Annotated in this window: 14 protein-coding genes and 1 tRNA gene; 6 read left to right on the forward strand and 9 right to left on the reverse strand. The window is 54.7% G+C overall.

All coding sequences use genetic code 11. The annotated features are described in order from the left end of the window. Positions 1-10 precede the first annotated feature (10 nt). Together K5Y32_RS16020 and K5Y32_RS16025 are read left to right on the forward strand one after the other, a co-directional pair. A complete protein-coding gene (locus K5Y32_RS16020; RefSeq protein WP_222185080.1) occupies positions 11-2569 on the forward strand; it encodes a fimbria/pilus outer membrane usher protein in 2559 nt (852 codons plus the stop codon). A gap of 11 nt (positions 2570-2580) precedes the next feature. Then, complete coding sequence (locus tag K5Y32_RS16025; protein ID WP_222185082.1) at positions 2581-3594, forward strand: fimbrial protein; 1014 nt, start codon at positions 2581-2583, stop codon at positions 3592-3594. Between the two features lie 41 nt (positions 3595-3635). Here the strand turns inward: K5Y32_RS16025 and K5Y32_RS16030 are convergent, their stop codons facing one another. The 9 genes from K5Y32_RS16030 to aspA all read right to left on the reverse strand — a co-directional run bounded on the left by K5Y32_RS16030 (position 3636) and on the right by aspA (position 15575). Continuing rightward, entirely contained in the window at positions 3636-3911 is a 276-nt protein-coding gene (locus tag K5Y32_RS16030) for a hypothetical protein (RefSeq protein ID WP_222185084.1), read from the reverse strand. An 87-nt stretch (positions 3912-3998) separates the two neighbouring features. Beyond that, positions 3999-4163 carry a hypothetical protein gene (locus K5Y32_RS16035; RefSeq protein WP_222185086.1) on the reverse strand — a complete coding sequence of 55 codons (165 nt, stop codon included), beginning with the start codon at positions 4161-4163 and terminating at the stop codon, positions 3999-4001. Between the two features lie 109 nt (positions 4164-4272). Next, positions 4273-5196, reverse strand: a complete 924-nt coding sequence (nac, locus tag K5Y32_RS16040) for a nitrogen assimilation transcriptional regulator NAC (protein WP_222185088.1) — start codon at positions 5194-5196, stop codon at positions 4273-4275. 297 nt (positions 5197-5493) lie between these two features. Beyond that, the gene (locus K5Y32_RS16045; protein ID WP_222185090.1) at positions 5494-9600 is read right to left on the reverse strand and encodes an Ig-like domain-containing protein; all 4107 of its coding nucleotides are present in this window, start codon (positions 9598-9600) and stop codon (positions 5494-5496) included. Positions 9601-10106: 506 nt separating this feature from the next. Next, positions 10107-10182 (reverse strand) — tRNA-Phe (locus K5Y32_RS16050). Positions 10183-10290: 108 nt separating this feature from the next. Further along, positions 10291-10869, reverse strand: a complete 579-nt coding sequence (locus K5Y32_RS16055; protein WP_222185092.1) for a transcriptional regulator — start codon at positions 10867-10869, stop codon at positions 10291-10293. A gap of 66 nt (positions 10870-10935) precedes the next feature. Then, positions 10936-12636: a protein-disulfide reductase DsbD gene (locus tag K5Y32_RS16060; protein ID WP_222185094.1), complete on the reverse strand. Its 1701-nt coding sequence runs from the start codon at positions 12634-12636 to the stop codon at positions 10936-10938. 83 nt (positions 12637-12719) lie between these two features. Continuing rightward, the gene (locus K5Y32_RS16065) at positions 12720-14021 is read right to left on the reverse strand and encodes an anaerobic C4-dicarboxylate transporter (protein WP_222185096.1); all 1302 of its coding nucleotides are present in this window, start codon (positions 14019-14021) and stop codon (positions 12720-12722) included. 117 nt (positions 14022-14138) lie between these two features. Next, a complete protein-coding gene (aspA, locus tag K5Y32_RS16070; protein WP_101762300.1) occupies positions 14139-15575 on the reverse strand; it encodes an aspartate ammonia-lyase in 1437 nt (478 codons plus the stop codon). A 375-nt stretch (positions 15576-15950) separates the two neighbouring features. On the opposite strand from aspA, the gene K5Y32_RS16075 reads away from it, so the two are divergent. The 4 genes from K5Y32_RS16075 to K5Y32_RS16090 all read left to right on the forward strand — a co-directional run bounded on the left by K5Y32_RS16075 (position 15951) and on the right by K5Y32_RS16090 (position 19132). Further along, the gene (locus K5Y32_RS16075) at positions 15951-16403 is read left to right on the forward strand and encodes an FxsA family protein (protein ID WP_192236087.1); all 453 of its coding nucleotides are present in this window, start codon (positions 15951-15953) and stop codon (positions 16401-16403) included. A gap of 191 nt (positions 16404-16594) precedes the next feature. Then, on the forward strand, positions 16595-16888 hold the full coding sequence (locus tag K5Y32_RS16080; protein WP_101762298.1) for a co-chaperone GroES: 294 nt from the start codon (positions 16595-16597) through the stop codon (positions 16886-16888). Between the two features lie 46 nt (positions 16889-16934). After that, entirely contained in the window at positions 16935-18587 is a 1653-nt protein-coding gene (gene groL / locus K5Y32_RS16085; protein ID WP_101762297.1) for a chaperonin GroEL, read from the forward strand. A 197-nt stretch (positions 18588-18784) separates the two neighbouring features. After that, positions 18785-19132 carry a DUF4156 domain-containing protein gene (locus K5Y32_RS16090; RefSeq protein WP_008104416.1) on the forward strand — a complete coding sequence of 116 codons (348 nt, stop codon included), beginning with the start codon at positions 18785-18787 and terminating at the stop codon, positions 19130-19132. Positions 19133-19168 lie beyond the last annotated feature (36 nt).

Here is a 19168-nt window from a genome sequence, read left to right on the forward strand (position 1 = left end):
GGAGAAGACCATGACGACTGGACAAAATAGACCTTTAACGCTGAGTCCTGCTTTTCAGCGCTCCTTACTTAGCATGGTAATACTGGCCGCGATGCCAATCAGTGATGTGGCCGCAGAGGATTACTTTGACCCTGACACGGTGGAACAGCCCGGTGGCCAACGTTCCAATCTTGATCTTTCCAGTTTTAACCACAATGGCGGGCAGGCAGCAGGGGTATACAACGCGGACGTATACCTGAACGAAAATTTTGTCGGCACCAAAAACATTCGTTTTGAACCCGGGGCAAATGGTCTGCAGCCCCAATTAATGAAAGCCGATTTTGTGCGTTGGGGTGTTAAAGATAATGCCACGACAGATTTTATGAAAATCGCGCCAGCCCAGACGATAACCAATATCGCCAGTGCCATTCCGCAGGCTCGGACAAGTTTCGATTTAAGCCAGCAGCGCTTGAATGTCTCTATTCCGCAGGAGTATGTTCGCCAAAATGCTCAGGGGTATGTGGCCCCGGAGGAGTGGGATGACGGTGTTAACGCGCTCTTTTTAAGTTATGGCTATTCAGGTGCTAACAACTGGAGCGACTATGGGCAAGGCAGTACTAACAATACCTATCTCAACCTACGTAGCGGCCTCAATCTTGGTGCCTGGCGCCTACGCAATTACACCACCTATAGCCACAGTAAGGGGGGAGATAAGTGGAACAGCATCAACACCTATGTACAGCGTGATATCAAGCCCTGGAAAAGCCAGCTTGTGCTGGGAGAGAGCTACACGCCATCAGAGGTGTTTGATAGCTTCGCCTTTAGCGGAGCCCAACTCTACTCAGATGACAACATGCAGCCCGAAAGCCTACGAGGATTCGCACCAGTTGTACGTGGTATTGCGCAGAGCAATGCGCAAGTTACCATTCGTCAGGACGGTAACATCATTTGGCAATCCTATGTGCCACCCGGACCCTTCTCCATAAACGATCTTTATCCCACCTCCGCCAGCGGTGATCTCGAGGTGGTAATTAAAGAAGCGAATGGCAGTATCCGGCAGTTCGTTCAGCCTTTTTCAGCGGTGCCTATCATGCAGCGTGAAGGGCGTTTCAAATATGCTTTTACTGCCGGTCAATATCGTTCAACGGGTGGCTCGGCAAAAAAACCAGGCTTTTTACAAGGCACGGGAATTTATGGTTTACCATATAGTTCAACCATTTATGGCGGCTCTATTTTATCGGGTGACTATACGTCTGCATCGATTGGGATGGGAAAAGGTCTCGGCACATTGGGTTCCATCTCGCTGGATGGCACCTTCGCTAATACCCGTGTGATGGAGGAGACCTATCGGGGAGGCTCTTTTCGTTTCCAGTATGCAAAAGATGTCGCCATGAGCGGCACCACTTTTACTCTGGCAGGTTACCGCTACTCCACATCCGGATATTACGACTTCAATGAAGCTAATGGTTATTACGCCAATACGCTGCCGCCGGGTTTTCGTGGAGATCCCAATAATCGGGATGAAGTTGAGCAAGCTCGACGCGATTGGCAAAGCTGGCGTTACAGCCATAACAAACGCAGTAAATCCCAGCTCAATGTTAATCAATCGTTGGGCGATTATGGCAGCCTTTTTCTCTCCGCGTATCAGCAACAATATTGGGGCGTATCAGAGAAAGAGCGCAGTTTGACGGTGGGTTATAACACCAGCTTTAACGCGATCAATTACTCCTTGAACTACAGCTATTCACAGACACCGTTCTACACCAGCGCCGACCAAGTATTTTCTTTGGCGGTGCAGATTCCCTTTGAAAGGTTTGTGCCAAAAAGCTGGCTTAATTTCTCTGCCAGTACCGACAATCACGACAAAACTACCAGCGCGTTGGGTTTGTCAGGTACCGCCTTGGCAGATAATAACCTGAGCTATAGCGTGCAGCAGGGCTATACCAATCAGGGGGGTGGCGCAAATGGCAATGCGTCAGTGAACTATAAAGCGCGCTTTGGTGAGTATCAGGCTGGCTACAACTACACGCGTAATTCTCGACAGCTGAATTATGGCGCGACAGGCGGCATTGTGGTGCATCCCTATGGTGTGACCTTGAGCCAATCGCTGGGTGACACGATGGCGTTAGTCCGTGCAGAAGACGCGGGTGAGGTTCGCGTGCTCAACCAAACCGGTGTGCTGACTGATAGCAGAGGATATGCCGTTGTACCGAACGTGACACCTTATCGCCGTACGTCGCTTTCGCTAGATGCAAATTCACTGGGTGATAACGTTGATCTGTTGAGTGATAGCCAGACGATCGTGCCTACGCAGAGTGCATTAGCATTAGCGCACTATCCAACCGTGTCGGGATCAAAAATATTTGTCTCCTTACGTGGACGCGAGGTGCCCTTTGGTGCGCGGGCTGAGGTCATCAACGGCGAGGCGATTTCTCAAGGCATTGTTGATGACAGACAGCGGGTTTATCTCAGCGGAGCGCCTGCGACAGGTGTAATAAAAGTGAACTGGAAGGGCGGCGAATGTCAGGCTCCATTCACATTAGAGAAGGCTACAGTCGGTGTAAATTCAGTGACGGCTCAATGCCGCTAAAGGAAGCGTTAATGCGTTTATTTCTTTTATTACCTGGCATCTTTTTTATTGGTTTTTACGCTAATTTTGCGCAGGCTTATACCTGTACTACCACCACAGCAGCGACGACAGTTTCTCCACCTGCGATAGTGATTCAACGCGATTTGCCGGTGGGATCGTTAATTGGCAGCCAGATTACCTCGGCTGCGGTGAACACGTTTAACTGTGCTAACAACACGGCACCGTCATTAACTTACCAAAGTGTGGGCGTGAAAGGCTCCGGTAACTATGTCACGACCATTGGTGGCAGACGAATTTACAGTACCAATATTGCGGGAATTGGTTTTGCTATCGGTGCCATCACAGTGAACAACTGTAGTAACTTCAGTGGCTGGGTTGATGGAACCAACACGGGAGATGGCAATGCGAACAATAGGCTGCTTTGTTCGACCAATGGGTTACTGGGGGGACAACCTTTGCGCGAGCAAGCGTTGCTACAGTTCTATAAAACGGGACCAACCGGATCGGGGATGGTGACCGCGCAGCAAGCAGGACAGTTTATTTTGCGCAACGATCAGGCGCTCTGGCATACACCGGAATCGACTATTCTTATGAACGGTTTTAGTGTCACAACGCTGGCTTGTTCAGTAAGCAATACTGCCATCGCCGTGAATATGGGCAGCGTAAATAAGCGTGCATTCAGTGGAACAGGCAGTACACCTGATGCCAGTTTTACGCGCGATTTTACTATTCCGCTTAACTGTAATGCGGGAACCCGTATTAACGTGAGGATTGAAGGTAATGCGCAAAATGCCGCTCAAGGCGTATTAAACCTGACATCTGGCGCCAATACGGCGATGGGAGTGGGTGTACAGTTGCTGTTTAACAATGCACCTTTACAGCTGGGGGCTACGATTTTTGCGGGGACGTCGGCCAGTGCGGGAAGTTATAACATTCCGCTTAAGGCACGTTATTATCAAACGACGTCAACGATTACTCCTGGGACAGCTAACAGCTCAGCCACTTTCACTCTGACATATCAATAAATAATCTTCCCCCCTTGCGGGGGAAGATTATGCGTTATGACTCAACGATAAATCACTTGAACCGCTTTAATATTACCCGATGATTGCACGCTGACATCGCCGAGTTGAAACGGTAGCGTCTGCTGTTGCTTATTGAATCTAATCTGACGCACTTTATCGACGCCATGCTGACTGCATTGCACTGCGGCATGCTGGCTATTGGTCATCGTCGTACAAGCAGGCTCAACTATCGCACCGGTAAAAGAAACGGTGCCGCCTTCTGCCAGAACGGCTTGGGCAAACAGCAAGCCAGAAAATAATACGAATGCTGTTTTCATCGGTATTCTCCTGGTGTTGGCATAATTTAAAACGACAAAATAGTGCCAAACTTTAATTAAAAAATAGCGATACCGAAAAAAAGCTCCTCAGTGCGATCGCAAATCGCTTAAAAAGCGCTGCACGCGCGGGTGCTGCGGCTGGGTGGAAAATGTTCCGGCTTTGATTTCTCCAGAATCTGTGACGACATCATGATGTTCTCGGCCACCGAAACATGCGGGAACAGGTTGAAGCTCTGTTGCGGTTTTATCCATGGAATTCCCGTCAAAGCGAAACACGCCCGCCGGAGCGGGCAAAATCGTAATCAAGTGCGTTTGCAATACGGGCAGTAAGAGGGTTTCGCTTTGCGGCAATAAGCGGGATTTATCCCACCAACGTCAGAGGATGATTCTCAACGTTGCGGCGCGACATCAGCGATAGCAGGATCGATTTCACCGCTTCGGCCGGTTGCGACAGCGGCAGGTGATCCGACATGCAGAACGACAGCGACACCTGCACATCCGGATCGACGATCTTCGCCATCCATGCCTCGCCGCTTTTCAGCATCGCGCGCCCAGCGGATTCCGGCATGATGGTGGTACCGAGCCCGGCGCTCAGTGCGGCATTCAGCGTGGTTTGCGACTCGATCTCGCATTTCACGCGGTACTGCAGATTGTTGTGTACGAAGGCATCATCGAGCACTTTGCGCATGATGTTGTAGACGCGCGGCAGGAACAGATCGTATTGCGCCACCTGCGTCAGCGGGATCTCTTTCCGCGGTTGCGCGAGGCTGAGCGGGCAGACGAAGTAGAGATCCTCTTTCATCAGCGGCATAAAGCGCAGGCCGTGAAGGGGGGGGTGTTTGTAAATCACCGCCATATCCATGCGGCCATTGACGATCAGTTCGGTCAACGTGGTGCCGAAGTGTTCATTGAAGGAGAGCACAATGCCGGGATGCTGCTGCTGCACTTCCATCATCAGCGGCAAAGCAAGATTTTGCGCCGCGCTGCCCGGCGCTAAGCCAACCGAGACGCTGCCGCTGAGTGAAGTACCCATTAGCTCAATGGCGCTCTGTGCCTGCTCGCACTGGCGCAAAATCGCCTGCGCGTGTGAATAGAGCGTTTTACCGGCTTCGGTTGGCGTCACGCCGCGCTTGGTACGAATGAGCAGTTGCTGATTCATTTCCCCTTCCAGCGTAGCCAACTGCTGGCTCAGTGCGGGTTGGGCAATATGCAAAATATCGGCGGCCTGAGTCAGGCTGCCGACATCAACAATTTTAACAAAGTACTTTAGGCGACGAAGATTCATCAACTCTTTCTCCAATAGAACGCATACCGGATATCAGGCAAATAGGGTGTGATTCACTCATTCGAGTTGGCGATGATGGGAACGAGTAAAAGGCCGGTGAGCGCTGTTATCCGGCACTCAAAGTAACATCCTACTAACATTGCGTCAGGCGCTAGCGCGTGACCTGCCGCGCATTTCCCTATCAGGCTGACGATCTTTATGGCGAAAGTGTGCGGTTGGTTCAGTCATGACCAGGTTTGATGCAAAAAAAACGGGTCGGCATTGCTGCCGACCCGCGAGTAACCCGGTTAGATCAGGTCAATTGTAACATACAAAAACTGCGTCAATGCCGGTATTTTTATCAGCTTTATCACCAACCGTTCCAGATGTAGAATCGAAGTTGCCTTTAGCCCCATCCCAACTGCTACTTAAATGATGCCACAAGTATGAAAAACGCCCGTTTGGCATAAGCATCCTAGCCTCAGCAAAGTCGCCACCTGCGCTGGCAAACTCGGCTAATTGCGCTGAACCTGCCAGCTTGGCCCCGATACTCGCACACTGGGCGCTTGCATCTGCCCTGGTGGTATTTCCTCCAATCGATTGGCTAACATATTGGCTGTTACCCACTTTATACACAGGGTAAATTCTCTGTATTAACGTTTTTTTGTTGCCATTAGGCAGGGTAGCCTCAATCGTTGCAATTCCGCCATCCTGATTCTCAAGCAGGCTGTTCAGAGTAATGGTGGCTTTACCTTTATCGTTTGTGATGGATTCACCGCCAATGGTGCCGAGAGTCGTCGACCAGTTCACTTTATAATTCGGGATAGGCTGATTTGCCGGGTTGTATACCTCGACGGTAATAATTGGGTTTTGGGTGCCAAAGCCATAAACAGTGTCCTTGGATGAGTTCATGACGGTGATGGTGGCCGCTACGGTATCCAGAACAAACTCAACCTCTGACGCATTAACGGTCGTGCCATTTAACGTCGCGGTGACAACCGCTTTGCCCGCCGCGTTACTTCTTAATGCAGCAGTGGCTTTGCCGTCCTGATCGGTTATCGAGTTCGTTACCGCTAACTTACCAAAATTAGCGCCCCAACGGATGCTGACGCCTTTCACCACGTTACCGTACTGATCTTTCACCATTGCGGTATAGTTCGCTGGTGTGCTGTCATCGGCCAGGAGCTGTACTGTATCCACGGTCAGATCACCGGCGGCCAATGCCGCGCTGCTGACGTCGGCAATAAACTCTACCGTGTTGGCTGCAACGGCGCTGCCGCTGCCGGGCTGCGCGCTGACGATGGCGCTGCTCAGTACCTTCGAGCTCAGCTCTGCCCTGGCGATGCCTGATGCATTGGTCATGCTGGTGGTTTTTACTAGATCACCACGGTCGGTGGTCCAGTTAACTTGCACATTCTGCAACAGGTTGCCGTAGGCATCCTTCACGGTGGCGCTGTATGTGATCTTCTCACCGCTGTTAGCAATAGCGCTGGCCTTATCTGCGGTGATATCACCGCTGCCAATTTGCGCACCCGACACATCTGCCATGACCGTCACCGGCGGTGCGTTCACTGGCGCACTGCTGTTCACTCGGGCGGTTACCTGCACCGATCCGGCCTGGGTGGCGGTGAGCGTGATGGTGGCTTCACCGGCGGCATTGGTGGTGGAGATGATGCCGCTCAGCGTACCGCTGTTGGTCGCCCAGTTGACCGGCAGGTTCGCCACCGGGTTGTCGTTGGCGTCTTTTACTACGGCGCGGAAGGTCGCTGCATCGGTGGTACCGGCGGTGATGCTGGTTTTGTCGACGGTGAGGCTGCCGCTGTCGATGCGTGCGCTGCTGGCGTCAGCGGCGAAGGTCACCGCCACAGCGCTGACGGCTGGCTTATTCGGCAGGGTTGCCGTGACGCCAGCCTGACCCATCTGGGTGGAAGTCAGTTTGACCTGCGCTTTGCCGTCCGCGCCAGTGATACTCGTCACGCCGCTCAGCGTACCGAGCGTCGCTTGCCAGTTCACGCTCTGCCCGGCCAGCAAGTTACCGTTCTTATCTTTCACCGTTAAGGTATAGGTGACGGTGTCGCTGCCATCGGCGACGGCGTGGGTTTTATCGGCGATAAAGTCACGCGAGTCGATTCCCGCGCTGGAAACATCGGCGGTAAAGTTGACCTTGGGCGCGTCCAGCGCCGCCTGCGTGCCGAGCTGAGCCTGCACCTGCACTTCATGCGCAACGGTATCGCTCAGGGTTATGGCGGCGATGCCGTCTTTGCCGCTCTGGCTGCTGGCTGCGCTCAGTGTACCGCCGTTACTGTGCCAGTTCAGCTTCACGCCGGATACGGCGTTGCCGTTGGCGTCTTTGATGAGCGCGTTGAAGGTCACTTTGTCGCCGCCGTCGGCGACAGCGGTGGTACGATCGGCGGTCAGGCTGCCTTTGTCCAACGTGGCGGTGGCCGCGTCAGCGATGAAGTTTGCCTCGACCTTCGCACTGCCGCCGTTGGCGGTTGTGGCAGTGACGGTGATCGCTTCGGCGACGGTGTCAGTGAAGGCCACGGCGACGTAGCCGTTTTCATCGCTCACGGCGGTCAGGGCGCTGCCGGCCGCGACCTGCGCGCTGCCGCTGAGTGCAAAGGTGACGGTTACGCCCGCGACCGGGTTGCCAGTGGCGTCGGTGACGCGAGCCTGAGCGCGTGCGGACGCGTTGCCGTTAGCTACCATGCTGTCGAGCAGCATACGCAGATCGCCGTCGGCGACCACGGCGCTGGCGGCGTCGCTGATTTGCTTAATCGTCAGAGTATTAATCTGCTGCGCATCAATGCTGGCGCTGAGCGTGATGTTCGCCACGCGCGTTCCGGCCGTCAGCGTGGCCTGATACTCGCCGTTGCCTTTTTCCGTGACGGCGCTCAGGACCGGCGGCTGTGCCGGTGCGGCCGCGACATTTGCGCGGGCCTTGCTTTTCACTGCGGTGTCTGCCGTGGTGGCGGTAAGCTGGATAGCTGAAGCAAGGTCGGTGATCGGCTGGCCGCTCTCGTCGCGCAGCACGATGCTGACCTGCGAGGTAGATTTGCCGTCGGCGAGAAGAACATCCGGCGAAGCGCTGATGGTGCTGGCATCGGTACTGACTGCCGGGGAGTCGACATTGATGAGGGTCGAGGAGACCTTCGAGCGGTTTTTACGCGTATCCACCGCCACGCCACTCAGGGTGTAGCTGTTTTTGCCGCCCGCCACGAAGCGCGGCAGCACGATCTGGTACTGGTTGTTGCCGAGGTCGTTGATGCGTCCGCCGGCGGCGAGCAGTTCGGCATCGTTCCAGATGATAGCGGCCAGCCCATGTTTGCTGATGACCTTATAGTTCAGCTCCACCGTTTTGCCGCTGCGTCCGCTGATCTCTGCGGGCAGACCGAGCTGAATAACTTCCTGCTTGCGGTATTCCAGCACGATATTGTTGTTGCGCTCAACGAGGGCCATGCGATTGGCCGCGAGGGTGCGGCCGAGTTTAACAGCGTTCGGGTCAAGCTGGGCGGCGAGGGGCTGACCGAGCTGGTAGTTGAGCTGCAGACCAATCTGGGATTCGCTCTGGCTGCCCCCTTTTTTGTGGTCAAGGGTGAGGGAAACCAGCGGCACCGGGGTGTAGCTCAGGCCGGCGGTGAAGGCGGCCGGGTTGCTCTGGCGCTTATCCTTACTGAACAGTGCCACTTCGTTACCGTAATATTTTTCATACATAAAGCGACCGCCGATGGCCGGATAGGCTGGCAGCCAGCTCTCGGCACGCAGGTCAAAACCGTGGGCTGGGCGAGCGTCGTAATCCTCCACGTCGCCCGAATCGCGCCAGTCAGAGAGGCCATAATAACCGTTGCCGGAGAGCTTCAGGTAGTCGCGCCACGCTTCGGCACCAACGCCCATACGTTTGTGGCCGCGGCTGAAGTTCTGATCGTAGAAAGCGTTATAGCCGAACATCCAGCGATCGGTGAAGTGGCGCTGGCCGAGGCCGAGGTTACCGGTGATCTGCCCGTCTTTGTTGCGCAGGCCCTGCTGGGTGAAGAACAGGCGCTCAGGAGACTGGCTGAGGGGCAGCAGCAGGTCGAGCGAGCCGGTCTGCGGTTTAAAATGTTCATCGACGCCGAACTCGACGCGGGCGGTGCCGAACTGCTCCAGCCACTGCTGAGCCTGGCCAGCCGCGGCGCTGGTCGCCTGCTGGCTGAGGTAGCCACCGAGGCTGCTTGACTGCTGTGCCTGGGCGAGGCTGCTGGCCTGCTGGGCGGTGGTGCTGAGCGCTGCGTCTTCATCGGAGCGAGTTGCAGCTTCGACGGTGAGGGCCCAGAAGGGGGTGAGCGCCATGCCCACCTGAACGGCAATCTGTGCAAAGACGAAACGCCGGGTCCAGCGCGAGGGGCCTTCAGCGCGCGTGGCTGAACGGCAGGTAATGTGGTCCATAAGTCTTCTCGTGAATTACGCCTTTTAGCGCGGATGTGGAAAGGGGTTTTTTTCACCGTCCGCAAAAACTTGAAAGGTGCGGGAAAACAGGACGCGGTACAGGGAATTTGATCCGGTACTACGGTGCCAGGGCGGTGAGGGGGGGATTTTCACGTAAGTGGCAGGAAAAGCTAGGTGAGACCAGTCTCAATCTCAATAGTGAAGGAGGGGGGACATAATTAACGAGAAGGGTAATACAGCAAGATGTGAATTAATCTAGGATAAGCTGCCAGCGACTAGTTGCCAGCGGTGGTGATATATGGCGTAACACCTGCGCTGAGATGCGAAAATTCGCACTACTCTAAGAGCCATATGGCGAAAAAATGGAATCCGTTCAGTTGTAGCCTTGGATTAAACCATGAAGTAACAAAGCGCTATTTTCAAAGATAACAAGGGCGGAGGTATGTGCAGAAATCAGCAAACGCAGAAAAGCAAAAACCCAGCCATAAGCTGGGTTTTCAGAATGTTGGTGCCCGGACGCGGAATCGAACCACGGACACGGGGATTTTCAATCCCCTGCTCTACCGACTGAGCTATCCGGGCAACGGGGCGCATTAAACCCTAATGGCTTACAGCCGTCAACGGCTTTCGTCAAAAAAGCGGTGCAATCGTGATTGATTGCTTGCTTTTCAGACAAGATGGATAAAAAGGCTACGCCAGCGCACCATTTTTGCGGCACAGCGCGATGCCGAGTACATCTTCCGCCAGACGGCGCGCAGTCGCGACATCCTGCACGTTGCGTTTCACCAGCAGTTTGCTCAGGCAACCTTCCAGAATCAGCTCCAGCTGATCGGCCACCATGGCGGGATTATCCAGCGCTAAATCGACCAGAATTTCATGGGTAAATTGCCAGGAACTGCGCTTTTGCTGTTCGGCTAACTGATGCACTGGCTGATCGGGTTGCGGATAGAAGCTGCAAGCGGCGATAAACAGGCAGCCGGGAAAGCGTCCTTTGCTGACGTGTTCACTCAGCACTTCGTAGCGGGCTAACAGCTTTTGTTCGGCGCTGAGGTGTTCATCGAGCTGCACCTGACGACGCCAGCTGTCAATCTGCTGGCCGTGATAGCGCAGCGCGTCATACAGCAAGGCATCACGATCGGGCCAGAAACGCGTCAGATGTTCCGCTTCAAGACCGGTTGCGCCAGCCAGCTGAGTTAGGGAAGTGGTGGCGGCCAGGCCGCTTTGTTCGAGCACATTCAACGCATGCTCGAGTATTTGTTCACGTTGCAAGTGACTCTCCTCTGGAATGCGGGCCCGCTCGCGGACGAACGGGCAGTGTCCTGCTGACAGTGTCGTTTAACGTGACACATTCTGCAAATGTGCGCGGAAATCGGCGGCGTTGAGGAAGCCGGTGACGCGCGAATCGGGGATCTCTTTGCCTTGCGCATCGAAGAACAGAATGGTGGGCAAACCTAAAACCTGCAGATGCTGCAACAGCGCGTTGTCCTGCGCGTTATTGGCGGTGACATTGGCTTGCAGCAGTTGTACCTGACTTAGCGCGTTACGCACGCCCTCATCGCTGAAGGTGTATTTTTCGAACTCTTTGCAGGCCACACACCAGTCGGCGTAGAGATCAACCATGGTGATGCGGCCTTGCGCCTGCTGTAGCGCGCTGTCGAGCTGCTCGCTGCTATTGATGGTGTGGAACGGCAGATGCGCCACGGCTTGCGCACTGTTGCTGCTGCCAAACGCCCAATCCTGTAGCGGGCGCGCACTGACCAGCGCGGCGGCAAGCATGATGACTTGCAGCACGCGCCATTTGCCGCTGGCGCGCAGGCTGAGGCTGAATGCCCAGGCAAAAAATGCCACGCCGAGCAGGCTCCACAGACGGATGCCCCACAGATCGCCAATCACGCGTTCCAGCAGGAATACCGGCAGCGCCAGAATCACAAAGCCAAAACCCTCTTTGACGGTTTGCATCCAGGGTCCACTTTTTGGCAGCAGCTTGTTGCCAAACATCGTCACGGCAATTAGCGGCAGGCCCATGCCGAAGGCATACAGCCACAGCGTGCCGGCTCCGGCCCACAGATTACCGCTCTGCGCGATGTACAGCAGAATGGCGCTGAGCGGTGCGGTGGTGCAGGGCGAGCAGATTAATCCGGCCAGTGCGCCCATCATAAATACGCCCGGCAGCGAGCCACCTTGCTGGCGATTACTCCATAGCGTGAGGCGCGTTTGCAGGCTGGCAGGCAATTGCAGCGAGAACAGGCCAAACATCGACAGCGCCAGCACGATAAACAGCGCCGATAAGCCAATCAGCACGTAAGGATGTTGCAGCGCCGCCTGGAAGCGTAATCCGGCCGCTGCCACAACCATGCCGAGCACGGTGTACGTCAGCGCCATACCTTGCACATACACCATCGCCAGCGCGAACAATCGCCCCATCGAATAGCGGCGCGGGCCTCCTAAAATGATGCTGGAGATCAGTGGATACATCGGCAGCACACACGGCGTGAAAGCGACGCCAATACCAATCAGCAGCGCCCAAAGCGGTGAAAACGGCAGCGGCGTGCTGTGATTGGCGGGCTGCGCACTGACCGCAGGCGCAGCCTGATTGGCGGCAACCGCGCTCAGCGGCACCGCGCGGGTTTCCGGCGGATAACAGAAGCCCGCAGCCGCACAGCCCTGATAGGTCACGGTGACGGTCGCGCCGGCAGCGGCCTGGCGCAGCGTGATCGGCAGTTGCAGATCCTGCGGATAGATTTCACTTTTGCCGTAGAACTCATCTTCGTGCGGCTGGCCCGGCGGCAGCGTGAGTGGAGCAATTTGCGCTTTTTGCGGCGTGACGTGGATTTGCTGGCGATAGAGATAGTAGCCATCCTTCACTTTCCAGCTGAGCGTCAGCTGATTGCCATGCTGAGTGAAATCGAAGCCAAACGCCTGATCAACCGGCACAAAGCGGCTGTTGTTGTTCGGGGAGAAGAGTGAGGCCTGTGCCGAAAGGCAGAAAACCAGCGCCAGGCAAAAGCCGGCAAGGCGAAAGAGTCGTGCAGCCATAGCGAATGAATGAGCTCCGGTGGCGAATAGGCCGCGATAATAGCACGACCGCTTCGCTACGAGGTTTTCAGGATGTAACGGCGCTACAGAATCAGGCTGCCAAACAGGAAGCCAAACGCCACCGAGAAGGCAATCGCCATCACGCCGGGAATAATAAAGGAGTGGTTAAACACAAACTTGCCGATACGGGTTGAACCGGTGTCATCCATTTCCACCGCGGCCAGCAGCGTAGGATAGGTCGGCAGCACGAACAGGGCGGAAACCGCCGCAAAGGACGCGACGGCGGCCAGCGGCGAGACGCCAAGCATCAACGCGGCAGGCATCAACGCTTTAGTGGTGGCGGCTTGCGAATAGAGCAGCGTGGAGGCGAAGAACAGCACCAGCGCCAGCATCCACGGATAACCTTGCAGCATGTCACCGGCTAACGCCTGAATGTCGTTGAGGTGTGCTTTAACGAAGGTATCGCCCAGCCATGCTACGCCCATAACGCAGATACAGGCGCTCATGCCCGATTTAAAGGTGCTGGCGCTGAGGATTTCACCGGTATCGACTTTACAGGTCAGGCAGATCAGCGTGGCAACGGTCAGCATAAACACCACGATGGCTTCGTTGCGTGGCAGCACGGGATTGCTGATCAGGCCAACGCTGTCGCTAATTGCGGTGGCGTAGAGCACCACGGCGGCGATGCCGATCAGGAACAGCAACACGGCACGCTTCGCGCCCGGTTTGATGTCATAAACCTGCTCACCGCGCAGTTTCACTTCACCTTTCGCTAAACGCGCCTGATATTTTTCATCATCCCTGAGCTCCTTGCCGAGAAAACTGGTGATGATGGCGGCGCAGAAGATCGCTGCCATGGTAGAGGGAATCGCCACACCCAGCAGCGCCAGATAACTCACGCCATGCGGTTCCAGGATTGAAGCGAAGAATACCACCGCCGCCGAGAGCGGCGAGGCGGTAATGGCAATCTGCGAGGCGACGACCGCAATCGACAACGGACGCGACGGACGCACGCCTTGCTCTTTCGCCACTTCGGCAATCACCGGCAAGGTGGAGAACGCGGTGTGACCGGTGCCGGCTAGCAGCGTCATGACATAGGTGACCAGCGGCGCAAGGAAAGTGACATAGCGTGGATGGCGGCGCAGCAGGCGTTCCGCCAATCCCACCAGATAATCGAGACCGCCGGCGATTTGCATCGCGGCAATTGCGGCAATCACCGCCATGATAATTTCGATTACATCAAAGGGAATCGCGCCGGGTTTTAAGCCGCACATCAGCGTCAACGCCAGCACACCTAAACCGCCCGCGAAACCAATACCGATGCCGCCCAGACGCGCACCGAGCCAGATTGCCAGCAGGACAATAACCAACTCCACTACTACCATTCGTTCCACTCCCTGAGCCGCGGAGAAATCCCGACTCTTAAAGTTGTAGCCGCCAAAATGAAAAAAGCACGCCGCATTGTATATGGGCGTGCTGTTGGCAACTTGATCCGGAACGGATTACTGTTCGTTTTCGTCGGTGTAACGTTTGGCTTTGTACGCCGGATGCATCAGGTTCTGAATGGAGAAAATGTCATCCAGTTCGGTTTCCGTTAGCAGGCCACGCTCCAGCACCACTTCACGCACGCTTTTACCGGTTTCGGCGCAAATCTTACCGACGATATCGCCGTTGTGATGGCCGATGTACGGGTTGAGGTAAGTGACGATACCAATCGAGTTGAACACGTAAGCTTCACACACCGCTTTGTTGGCGGTGATGCCGTTGACGCATTTTTCCAGCAGGTTGAAGCAGGCGTTAGTCAGGATGCTGATCGATTCAAACAGCGCCTGGCCAATCACTGGCTCCATCACGTTGAGCTGCAGCTGACCCGCTTCTGACGCCATGGTGACGGTGATGTCATTGCCGATCACTTTGAAGCACACCTGATTCACCACTTCTGGCACCACCGGATTGACTTTGGCGGGCATGATTGATGAACCGGCCTGCAGTTCAGGCAGGTTGATCTCATTCAGGCCGGCGCGCGGACCGGAGGAGAGCAGGCGCAGGTCGTTACAGATTTTCGACAGTTTCACGGCCAGGCGTTTCAGCGCCGAGTGCACCATCACGTACGCGCCGCAGTCGGAGGTGGCTTCAATCAAATCTTCTGCAGGCACCACCGGCAGATTACTCACTTCCGCCAAACGCTGTACCGCCAGCTGCTGATAGCCATCCGGCGTATTGAGACGTGTGCCGATGGCGGTGGCGCCGAGGTTCACTTCCAGCAGCAGTTCAGCGGTGCGCAGAATGCTGCGAGTCTCTTCATTCAGCAGCACGTTAAACGCGTGGAACTCCTGGCCAAGCGTCATCGGCACCGCATCCTGCAGCTGAGTACGGCCCATTTTCAGAATGCTTTCGAATTCAACCGCTTTTCGCTGGAAACCTTCGCTCAGCTGATTGATGCCGTCGAGCAGTTTCAGGATCGAAGCGTACACCGCGATACGAAAACCGGTTGGATAAGCATCGTTGGTGGACTGACACTTGTTCACGTGATCGTTGGGATTGAGGTACTGATATTCACCTTTCTGGTGGCCCATAAGCTCCAGGCCGATGTTGGCCAGCACTTCATTAGTGTTCATGTTGACCGAGGTGCCCGCGCCCCCCTGATAGACGTCAACCGGGAACTGATCCATGCATTTACCGTTATTCAGCACTTCATCACAGGCCTGAATAATGGTGTTGGCGATATTGCGGGGAATGGTCTGCAACTCTTTGTTGGCGAGCGCGGCTGCTTTCTTCACCATCACCATACCGCGGACAAACTCCGGTATGTCGCTGATTTTGTTATTACTAATATAGAAGTTTTCAATCGCACGCAGAGTATGAACACCGTAGTAAGCGTCTGCCGGAACTTCGCGCATGCCTAACAGGTCTTCTTCGATACGAATGTTATTCGCCATGATTACCTTCTTGTTATTGCTGCCTGGTTACTGCCGGGCGTCGGGATGGACGGGCGGCAAACAACGTGCAGGTGAAGCGATTATATTGTCGTGGAATGTCAGCGCCGACATATTATCCATCTTCGCACTGACGGGCACGATCATATTCTGATGTTACAGAATTGTTTGTGCACAGATCACTTTACGGGCTTTTACAGGCCCAGCGGTAATAACGATATGTGATGTACTTCGCAATTTTAAGTCAGTGGGAAAAAAATGGCAGGATCGGTTGAAAATGCCGGTTCAAATGCCCATCTCTATCAATACGGTCATACAGACCCTCCCTTTCTGCTGCCTGGCAATTTGCGGGGCAGCTCCAACTCACAGGAGAACTCGGTGCGCTGGTTACCGTTCGTGATTTTTTTTGTTTTAGCCTGGATTGAGATCTCAATCTTCATTCAGGTCGCGCATGCGCTGGGCGTGCTGCTCACCATGCTATTGGTGATCTTCACCTCGTGTATTGGTGTGTCGCTGGTGAAAAATCAGGGCATGAAGAACTTCCGTTTGATGCAGGAGAAGCTGGCGCGTAACGAAAGCCCGGCGGCTGAGATGACCAAAAGCGTTTCGCTGATTATCTCCGGCTTCCTGCTGCTGTTGCCCGGTTTCTTCACCGACTTCCTCGGTTTACTGCTGCTGTTGCCGCCGGTGCAGAAGCATCTGACTTTGAAGCTGATGCCGCACTTGCGCGTATGGCGCGGACCGGGCGCCGGTCCGGATGCGGGTTTCACCGTGGACGGTGAATATGAGCGCAAAGATCAGGACCAAATAGGTCATGACAAAGACCATTAGATAATCAAGGCGGCGCAAGCCGCCTTTTTGTTGCTTTTTTCGCCGTCTGTTGCAGAAACGAAAATATTTATATTTTTTGCCCTTGAAAGCCCACTTATTGCCCCTATCTCTTCCAGCACGAGGCTGGAAGCCCTGCTGTCCGGCTCAACCCCAAAAATGAATGATTGGACTTTCTAAAGGAGAGCTATCAAATGAAAATTCGTCCATTGCACGATCGCGTTATCGTCAAGCGTAAAGAAGTCGAAGCTAAATCAGCGGGCGGCATCGTGCTGACCGGTTCAGCTGCCGGTAAATCTACCCGCGGTGAAATCCTGGCTGTTGGCAAAGGCCGCATCCTGGAAAACGGTGAAGTTAAGCCACTGGACGTAAAAGTGGGTGATCTGGTGATTTTCAGCGAAGGCTACGGTGCTAAAACCGAGAAAATCGACAACGAAGAAGTTCTGATCATCTCCGAAAGTGACATCCTGGCAGTTGTTGAAGCGTAATTTACGCGTAATTCACTGAACGAAACGAATTTAAGGGATATTTGAAATGGCAGCTAAAGACGTAAAATTCGGTAATGACGCACGCGTAAAAATGCTGCGTGGCGTAAACGTACTGGCAGATGCAGTAAAAGTTACCCTGGGCCCAAAAGGCCGTAACGTGGTTCTGGATAAATCTTTTGGTGCACCGACCATCACCAAAGATGGTGTTTCTGTTGCGCGTGAAATCGAGCTGGAAGACAAGTTCGAAAACATGGGCGCACAGATGGTGAAAGAAGTGGCCTCTAAAGCGAACGACGCAGCAGGCGACGGCACCACCACCGCAACTGTACTGGCTCAGGCCATCATCACCGAAGGCCTGAAAGCCGTCGCTGCGGGCATGAACCCGATGGATCTGAAGCGCGGTATCGATAAAGCCGTTATCGCCGCCGTTGAAGAACTGAAAACCCTGTCTGTGCCTTGCCAGGATTCACGCGCAATTGCACAGGTTGGTACCATCTCTGCTAACTCCGATGAAACCGTGGGCAAACTGATTGCCGACGCGATGGACAAAGTGGGCAAAGAAGGCGTTATCACCGTTGAAGAAGGCACCGGCCTGCAAGACGAGCTGGACGTGGTTGAAGGTATGCAGTTTGACCGCGGCTACCTGTCTCCGTACTTCATCAATAAGCCAGAAACAGGCGCAGTTGAGCTGGAAACCCCGTTCATCCTGCTGGCTGACAAGAAAATCTCTAACATCCGCGAAATGCTGCCAGTGCTGGAAGCCGTTGCGAAAGCCGGTAAGCCACTGCTGATCATTGCAGAAGACGTGGAAGGTGAAGCCCTGGCAACGCTGGTGGTGAACACCATGCGCGGTATCGTCAAAGTGGCTGCGGTTAAAGCACCTGGCTTCGGCGACCGTCGTAAAGCGATGCTGCAGGATATCGCTATCCTGACCGGCGGTACCGTGATCTCTGAAGAGATCGGTATGGAGCTGGAGAAAGCCACCCTGGAAGATCTGGGTCAGGCAAAACGCGTTGTGATCAACAAAGACACCACCACCATCATCGATGGCGTGGGTGATCAAGGTGCTATCTCTGGCCGCGTAACGCAGATTCGTCAGCAGATCGAAGAAGCAACCTCTGATTACGACAAAGAGAAACTGCAGGAGCGCGTAGCGAAACTGGCAGGCGGCGTAGCCGTGCTGAAAGTGGGCGCAGCAACTGAAGTTGAAATGAAAGAGAAGAAAGCACGCGTTGAAGATGCCCTGCACGCGACCCGTGCTGCGGTTGAAGAAGGCGTGGTTGCCGGTGGTGGTGTGGCGCTGGTTCGCGTTGCAGCGAAAATCGCCGCATCTGGCCTGAAAGGCGATAACGAAGATCAGAACGTGGGTATCAAAGTTGCGCTGCGCGCAATGGAAGCACCACTGCGTCAGATCGTTTCCAACGCCGGCGAAGAGCCTTCAGTTGTTGCTAACAACGTGAAAGCAGGCGACGGTAACTACGGTTACAACGCGCAGACTGAAGAGTACGGCAACATGATCGACTTCGGTATCCTGGACCCAACCAAAGTGACCCGTTCTGCGCTGCAGTACGCTTCATCGGTAGCGGGCCTGATGATCACCACCGAAGCGATGGTGACTGACCTGCCAAAAAGCGACGCACCTGATTTAGGCGGCGCTGGCGGTATGGGTGGCATGGGCGGAATGGGCGGCATGATGTAATTGCCCCTGACTGCTTAAGTCATCTGGAAAACCCCCGATCGGAAACGGTCGGGGGTTTTTCTTTTGCTGGGGAACAAGGTATAAGTAAGGGCGCAATACTTCGGCTTTACGGGTTTAGGGCAATGAATGTTCAGAAAAAAAGTGCGCTTTTCTGCTACGCTGCCGCCCGACACTGATGATAATAAATGGGGATTACAATGCGGATTAACCTCTTGCTCGGTCTGGCAGTCGGAACTTTACTGCTGGCGGGCTGTAGCAGCTCCAATCAACTGAGTGCTGGCGGCGAACGTGTGACCTTCGTCGACCAACAACCCGCAAGTCAATGTCAGCTGCTGGGAACGCTTACCGGCTCTCAGAGCAACTGGCTGAGCGGTTCAGGCGGTGAAGGCAGTTCACTGCGTGGCGCAGCCAACGACCTGCGCAACCGCGCGGCAGAAATGGGCGGCAACGTGATTTATGGTGCCACCAGCCCGACGCAGAATCTGCTGTCAGCTTTCGCGCCGCTCGATAGCAAAATGACCGGTCAGGTGTATAAGTGCCCGTAAGTTGCAGTCGTAAAAAAAGCCGCTGATGCGGCTTTT

The sequence above is a fragment of the Pantoea sp. DY-15 genome (assembly GCF_019795935.1).
GTDB classification, from domain to species: domain Bacteria; phylum Pseudomonadota; class Gammaproteobacteria; order Enterobacterales; family Enterobacteriaceae; genus Pantoea; species Pantoea leporis.

Excerpts from the sequence above, each read along its gene's own strand:
- K5Y32_RS16020 (WP_222185080.1), top strand. The coding sequence starts at position 11 with ATGACGACTGGACAAAATAGACCTTTAACGCTGAGTCCTGCTTTTCAG.
- K5Y32_RS16035 (WP_222185086.1), bottom strand. The coding sequence starts at position 4,163 with ATGGATAAAACCGCAACAGAGCTTCAACCTGTTCCCGCATGTTTCGGT.
- K5Y32_RS16030 (WP_222185084.1), bottom strand. The coding sequence starts at position 3,911 with ATGAAAACAGCATTCGTATTATTTTCTGGCTTGCTGTTTGCCCAAGCC.
- K5Y32_RS16060 (WP_222185094.1), bottom strand. The coding sequence starts at position 12,636 with ATGGCTGCACGACTCTTTCGCCTTGCCGGCTTTTGCCTGGCGCTGGTT.
- groL (WP_101762297.1), top strand. The coding sequence starts at position 16,935 with ATGGCAGCTAAAGACGTAAAATTCGGTAATGACGCACGCGTAAAAATG.
- K5Y32_RS16080 (WP_101762298.1), top strand. The coding sequence starts at position 16,595 with ATGAAAATTCGTCCATTGCACGATCGCGTTATCGTCAAGCGTAAAGAA.
- nac (WP_222185088.1), bottom strand. The coding sequence starts at position 5,196 with ATGAATCTTCGTCGCCTAAAGTACTTTGTTAAAATTGTTGATGTCGGC.
- K5Y32_RS16045 (WP_222185090.1), bottom strand. The coding sequence starts at position 9,600 with ATGGACCACATTACCTGCCGTTCAGCCACGCGCGCTGAAGGCCCCTCG.
- K5Y32_RS16090 (WP_008104416.1), top strand. The coding sequence starts at position 18,785 with ATGCGGATTAACCTCTTGCTCGGTCTGGCAGTCGGAACTTTACTGCTG.
- K5Y32_RS16025 (WP_222185082.1), top strand. The coding sequence starts at position 2,581 with ATGCGTTTATTTCTTTTATTACCTGGCATCTTTTTTATTGGTTTTTAC.
- aspA (WP_101762300.1), bottom strand. The coding sequence starts at position 15,575 with ATGGCGAATAACATTCGTATCGAAGAAGACCTGTTAGGCATGCGCGAA.
- K5Y32_RS16065 (WP_222185096.1), bottom strand. The coding sequence starts at position 14,021 with ATGGTAGTAGTGGAGTTGGTTATTGTCCTGCTGGCAATCTGGCTCGGT.